Source organism: Klebsiella sp. D5A (assembly GCF_001620885.1).
In the GTDB taxonomy this organism is placed as follows: domain Bacteria; phylum Pseudomonadota; class Gammaproteobacteria; order Enterobacterales; family Enterobacteriaceae; genus Klebsiella; species Klebsiella variicola.
The window spans coordinates 1-5,954 of the sequence record NZ_LOAR01000033.1; the positions used below are offsets into that span (position 1 = coordinate 1).

At 47.4% G+C, this 5,954-nt stretch carries 7 protein-coding genes; all 7 read right to left on the minus strand.

Going from position 1 to position 5,954, the window contains the following annotated elements; translation table 11 throughout:
• Positions 1 to 121 precede the first annotated feature (121 nt).
• Positions 122 to 865, minus strand: a complete 744-nt coding sequence (locus AS136_RS25725) for a hypothetical protein (RefSeq protein WP_046882559.1) — start codon at positions 863 to 865, stop codon at positions 122 to 124.
• Between the two features lie 40 nt (positions 866 to 905).
• On the minus strand, positions 906 to 1,451 hold the full coding sequence (locus AS136_RS25730; RefSeq protein WP_046882561.1) for a hypothetical protein: 546 nt from the start codon (positions 1,449 to 1,451) through the stop codon (positions 906 to 908).
• 68 nt (positions 1,452 to 1,519) lie between these two features.
• Positions 1,520 to 2,116, minus strand: coding sequence for a hypothetical protein (locus AS136_RS25735; RefSeq protein ID WP_074158396.1), 597 nt, complete (start codon positions 2,114 to 2,116; stop codon positions 1,520 to 1,522).
• Positions 2,088 to 2,840 carry a hypothetical protein gene (locus tag AS136_RS25740; protein WP_063267122.1) on the minus strand — a complete coding sequence of 251 codons (753 nt, stop codon included), beginning with the start codon at positions 2,838 to 2,840 and terminating at the stop codon, positions 2,088 to 2,090. The genes AS136_RS25735 and AS136_RS25740 overlap by 29 nt, the downstream gene beginning before the upstream one ends.
• Positions 2,840 to 3,394 carry a DUF4123 domain-containing protein gene (locus AS136_RS25745; protein WP_063267123.1) on the minus strand — a complete coding sequence of 185 codons (555 nt, stop codon included), beginning with the start codon at positions 3,392 to 3,394 and terminating at the stop codon, positions 2,840 to 2,842. Before AS136_RS25745 ends, AS136_RS25740 begins: the two co-directional genes overlap by 1 nt.
• Before the next feature lies 1 nt (position 3,395).
• Positions 3,396 to 5,711, minus strand: a complete 2,316-nt coding sequence (locus AS136_RS25750) for a type VI secretion system Vgr family protein (protein ID WP_063267124.1) — start codon at positions 5,709 to 5,711, stop codon at positions 3,396 to 3,398.
• A gap of 4 nt (positions 5,712 to 5,715) precedes the next feature.
• On the minus strand, positions 5,716 to 5,954 hold a 239-nt coding region (locus AS136_RS25755), incomplete at its 5' end, for a type VI secretion lipoprotein TssJ (RefSeq protein WP_148718842.1).

The window sequence follows — 5,954 nt, forward strand, 5'->3', positions numbered from 1 at the left end:
AGATGGATTTCGTGATGCTGACCGTACCGTCCGTGACGGTCTGCGTCAGGCCGCAGGCAATAAGCGTCAGTTCCCGCCAGGATAGAGATGTGATGTGAGTATTATGAAGTTACTAATGATATTAACCATGATTAACCTGAAAAGAGGCGTAAGACGACACAATAATATTTTGGCCGCTGATATCATCGTTATTAAAATATTTCATTAATGGTTCAGTAATAAGATGTCCACGAAAAATATCCTGTTCAAATGAGCAACCAAATAAAAACATAATGAGAGCTAAATATAATCGATGATAAAGCCGCTTAACTTTATATGTTTCACAAGCCTCATCCAAAACAGCAATTAAATCATTAACAGCGTTATAACCTGCAAAATCATATCGCTGCGGATATACACCCCTTAATAATTCGTGCAACCCTGCATTACTGGAACTTATTTTAACGGTAAAATCTTCAGCACTAAAACCTTTAAATATTTCAAAGCTTTTCTTAAAAAAGCATCCGTCTTCACCATAAACTTTCGCAATATAATCATTCAGTAATGTATAAAGGCTTAAACTCCTTTCTATTTGTGGAAGATCTTTTTGATATTTAATTTTTAATGATTGAAAAAGCGGTTCCCTCCCGAAATCAGAACCAAGTATAATCATCATATCAATATAAAGGCGAACCGGTCCTCGTTGGGTATAACCGGCTTTCTTTGCAAAAACAATGCTCTGTTGAATACAGGAACGAAAATCATCCTTCTTTTGCAAGGGAATTAACAGTGGGAACATAATCTCGCAATGTTCGATAATTTCACTGATGTAATTTTCAGCAGATACCTTTTTTAGCATATTAACCTGATTATCACTGAACTCCATCAATATTAAACTCCTGCAATATGAAATATAACAAATAAAATTATTTAACAGGCTTACCTGCAATGTAATCTCTATAAGAGTATCCAGCCGGAGATGTCGAATGCCAGTAACCAGCTTTATGAACCAGACTACCATTGGCCATAAACACAAACCCATTATTATATGGTGTTCTTAACAACTCTACTTCATACGTTTGATTTGCATAAGTAAAAAATATCAAAAAATAATCTTCTGTTGGTTTCAATGTTTGATTATTAAACTCCGTCCTTAAATACTCGTAAGATAGATTATCTTTCATTAAATCGAAAAAAACAATTGCATCTATGCCATTTAGAGATGATAAAGCAGGTACAATATTTATCGATTCCTTTATAGAATCCTGTAGCCTACGCGTTATTCCAAAATCATCCAAAACATCGATTGGGATATAGTTTTCATTAAGCACATAAAAATCATCAATTTTAATATATTGTGATGTTTCAAGCCATTCTCTCGCATCAAACCACTTGCGTTTATTAGGCCACTCAGGACTACTCTCACCATCCGCACTAACTAAAACTGCCATTTGATAATAATCTCTATGCATATACACTCCTCCCACGGCTATCAAAATAATCATTATAAATAATGCACCATAAACGTTTCGAAATCGCATTATTTTTTCCACTCTAAAGGTTGATATAGTTGCAGTCCTTTTTTCAATCCAGATGGAGTATCACCTGTTGTAGGAAAACGCCACGCTCCATTAGGAGCAATAGGGCCACCATCTTTCTCATTTTTGCTTCGCTCTTTAATATCTGTATTTCTTCTTTTTATTTCATCGTAGTTCTCCGGACGTTCAGGTTGTTTAGCCTTTTTATTACCTCTGGCTATTTCTTTATAATACTCATCCATTTCTGTTTCATATTGTTGGATAACTTTATCATAGTTTTCTGCATTCTTTATTTCCGTTCCTGTACCATAAACACCAACATAACTTGAGCGCATCTCAAAAGCGCTTACTGTTACATCCCACGAATCAGCCATTTTCTGTGCCGGACTTTGCTTTTGCCCAGCATCTTTCACGGCCATATCATCACCATCCACCGAGATCCCGGCACGACAGGCATAAGTTGTTATTTCTGCATCATAGTCAAAAACAGACTCATAGATATTGTTAATATCATCTATGGAAAACTCACCCGCATCTTTATTATCCCCGGCATAATGAAAAGAAGCAATATTAATGATACCATGACAGAAAAACACCATTTTCTTTATGAGCCTTTTTTTTGGTTTTACGCTGCCTGAGAAATGAAACCAATTCATCTTTATTTTTTACATAAACAACTCGGGAGTTTTGCTTTTCAGAATATTCATTTATTTTGCCAATATCATACTCACTATACCCCTGCTGAAACACGACCATAATACGCTGTACAGAATAACCATTCTTACTGGGTTGCGGAAAATCCCGCAACTGGCGCAACCCACAATTAATAAACCGATACTGATTGCCTTTGCTCTCTTCTGTTAGGCCAAATCCACCCTGCCAGCGCCAGTCCCTTGGTGCCGTTCTGGCTCCCACCACAGTGATGTAATCATATCCACTGCAATAAGGAGTTTCTTTTTCAGAATATTTAGGTGCCGTTACCAAGGATATCTTTCTCTCTTCTATCTCCTTTAATGAACCAAAGCTGCCCCCACGTTTCCGATATCCCTCAGCTAATTTTCCAACAAGCGCAAAGAGTTTTTTAGGCTGTGATGTCTTAATTCGTTCTGTTTTACCTTCCGCATCCGTCATGCCCTGTCTGTTGTATTTTTCTTCCTCAAAATGAACAGACCAAGGAATACCCCTGAGGGACACCGACGCTCCATCAACAGGGACAAGTTTTATCCGGTGACTAAATTCCTGGTTACATCTGGTAGCAGGTTCACCTGCCTCACCGGTGCAATTCGACATGGTTGTGGGGTCCAAAGATGCTATTTCAGCCATTATAATACTTCCCTGCCCAGCTCATTATTTCCAATAATACAATGCTCTAACACTCCGGCACTGCACTGATAACAGTTAATTTCGCCCTCACTGAGAAAAAACCATCGCAGAGAATATTTCATCAACCATGCAAACTGCTCCGGCGACAAAAGCTCATGGAGTATTTTCAAAACCCGGCTATCGTAGAAACGAAACACCCCTTTATCTTTCGAAGGCAGTGAAACCATCAGGCCAGATTCCAGATGCCGGGCCAGTTTTTCAAAAGGTTGCTCACTGATAATCCATGATACCGCAGGGTATTTTTCTTCCAACTGGCTGATTTTCACTAAATACTCTCTTGATAGTTTTGACACATCCAGCAACCATGGCCCCGCAAATGCAAGCGCCTTATCTTCCGGTAAACTGAAAAGAGAGCGAATACCCTTATCTTCCTTAAGCGGCTCATCAAAGAAACGATCAAACTGAATACCATCCACCAGGGAGAATAAATTCAGAAGTTCATATTTTTCTCTGAGTAGTGCAAATTCCCGTAATGCGTAATGCTGTTCTGTCATATTAATTCCCCCTCAATACAACAGGCGTCCCGTTCATTGCTGCATCCATCAGACAGCTCAGGCATAATCCTTTTTCCCTGAATGGTAGTGACATACTCGCCGCCCCTGCCGCCATCGTCCTTTTCACCTTCCGTATATACGTCGCCGTCGTACCATACTCGACCTTCCCGGCCTCAAGTCGCAGGTAGCTCCCGCCACCAATCAGCGTGATACGTTTCTTCCCGGCAAACAAGATGTCACTCGCCGAACTTAGCGTCAGCTTCTTCTCCGCAAACAGCCGCAGGCTGGCATTCTGCGCCTGCACCTCCACTGGCCCTTCGCCGGATTTCAGGCTCAGTTGACCGGTCCGGGCAAAGAGCCCCAGCTTCTCCCCGGCCAGCGCCGTCATATTGCCCCTGACACCCGTGCTGATATCCCCGCCTGCGTTAATGGCGACATTTTTCGTGGCCGTCATCTGCAGGAGCTCCCCGCTGGTCAGCGCCATCCCTTCCGGAGCGGACATCAGCAGCGCCTCATTGAGCGGTTTCAGCCGCTGCTCAAACATCGCTATCTGACTGTCAACATCCGCCTTCAGCGCCAGAACCTGCTCTGCCGCCATTTGCAGCTGCTGCAGTTGCTGGTTAAGCCGGTCGATTTCCTTCAGCGCGGCATTCCTGTCCAGCGCTTCCCCCTGCGCCTTAGGCTGTGTATCCGCACTGACAAACAGCCCCTTACCGGCACGGATTGTGCCCCACTCATCGGTGCGCAGCTCGATTCCCTGGCCGCGGCGTTGCCCCTGCGCGTCCACCAGATGGCCCGTGTTCAGTTGCGTCTTTCCGTACTCCGTGGCGAGTTTGATGTGTTCCTCACCCCGTTTGTCTTCCATCCGCAGCTTGTTGTTCGCCGGGGTGCGCAGCACGTTGCGGGTGTGATTGTCCCGGTTCACCAGGTCGGGATGTTCGGAGTCGTGCAGCGCATAGGCGATGTACGGCAGGTCAATATCGCCATTGCTGTACGCTATCGCCACCTCGGTTCCATCGATGAGCGGCGTATGCCAGCCGAGTGTTTCACCGGCATACGGCTTCGCCATCCGCAGCCACAGGTAGCCGTAACCCGGCTCCGTCCCCTCCCGGTCGAAGTCCAGCTTCACCCTGTAGCGCCCCTGCTCGTCCAGGTGTGCGTAGGTATCATTTTTTTCGCGACTTTCGATCCGGGCCGGGAGCGTACCCGGGATGACCGGGCGAGGGATCTCTACCGGACGGAAGCAGTAACGTTCGGTATAAGGCTGGCCCCAGACTGACACATGCAGACGGGAATCACGGGCCCCCCGGTAGGTCACCAGGGTGAGGACGACGCCTTCTTTCAGGGCCGCAATGACATCGCCCAGCGGCTCCAGCACCTGTCCGGGTGTGAGATGAGCAGCGTTGCTGAACAGATGAATACGGGCTGATTTATTCAGCTCCCGCTCGTGATGGATGTGCGCATAGAACGCCCCGGATTCGGTTTCCGGCTCCGGGCTGGCGTCATCACCCGCGTCACGATAAGGTGCGGCGTAGCGGTAATGCTCCCCGGTGGTGACCGCATCATGACGCACGCTGACTGTGGCATCCACCGGCGTGGCGGCGGTCCGGTAGTTGTAATCCCGCGTGGCAACGGTGCCGGTGGCAATGTTGTGCCAGGTCCGCACATCCCAGACCGATTCTGCCGCGCCGTCAAACAGGCCCGATGGTTCGCTGTAGGGCAACTGTACATCAAAGTGGTAGTTAAGCTGGCTGTCGGCCAGTATATAGGTATCCAGACCGCGCACATCATCCATCTCCGTGCGCCAGTAAATCCCCACCTCAGACAGAATGCGCCGGATAAACTCAAGGTCCGTTTCCCGCCACTGGGTGATAATTTCACGCGCCGGGTAGCTGCGCTCCAGGCGGAAGTCAAAATCAGGTCCTTCCAGGCCATGTTTGCGTAGCACCTGCTCAACCACCTCAGGAACGGACTGGTTCTGATATACCGCGCACTGTCGGGTGTATCCCAGGAGCGCCAGGCGCGAACTGAGCGTAAGCCGGTAGTGAGACTGGTCCTGAGAGGTGGACAACCATTCCAGGCGGGTCACCATGCCGTGAACACTTTTACCGCTCCGCATCCGGAAAGAGGCATATTTCATCAGCACCTCTTCCGGGGGGATGTTCGCCTGAAGCGTGGTGAACTCGATGTCCCAGCTGAACGGCTCGCTCAGGGCTTCCCGGCCGCGAAAGCGCAAAACATCCGGCTTCACCGAACTGTCATTGATATCCAGAAAGTAACGGGTCTGCCCGTCAAAAAGCGCCAGCCAGTTATCCATTACGTCACTCCTTTATCGGTACAAGACTAAGCCAGCCATCACCCAGTTCAATAGTGCGGGGGTTGTCCGGGTCAAGATCGTCACGGGTCAGTACCAGGCGCCAGCGGTTGTCCTTCTGATCCGGTCGGTTAAACAGCCCCACCACCGCCACGAACTGCGCCTCTTCATCCATAGGCATATTGAGCGTCACGCTGCCACTGGGCATCACCAGCAGCTCCTTTGACGCCAGTACGTCGTCCTTAA

Excerpts from the sequence above, each read along its gene's own strand:
- AS136_RS25725 (WP_046882559.1), bottom strand. The coding sequence starts at position 865 with ATGGAGTTCAGTGATAATCAGGTTAATATGCTAAAAAAGGTATCTGCT.
- AS136_RS25730 (WP_046882561.1), bottom strand. The coding sequence starts at position 1,451 with ATGCATAGAGATTATTATCAAATGGCAGTTTTAGTTAGTGCGGATGGT.
- AS136_RS25735 (WP_074158396.1), bottom strand. The coding sequence starts at position 2,116 with ATGGTGTTTTTCTGTCATGGTATCATTAATATTGCTTCTTTTCATTAT.
- AS136_RS25740 (WP_063267122.1), bottom strand. The coding sequence starts at position 2,840 with ATGGCTGAAATAGCATCTTTGGACCCCACAACCATGTCGAATTGCACC.
- AS136_RS25745 (WP_063267123.1), bottom strand. The coding sequence starts at position 3,394 with ATGACAGAACAGCATTACGCATTACGGGAATTTGCACTACTCAGAGAA.
- AS136_RS25750 (WP_063267124.1), bottom strand. The coding sequence starts at position 5,711 with ATGGATAACTGGCTGGCGCTTTTTGACGGGCAGACCCGTTACTTTCTG.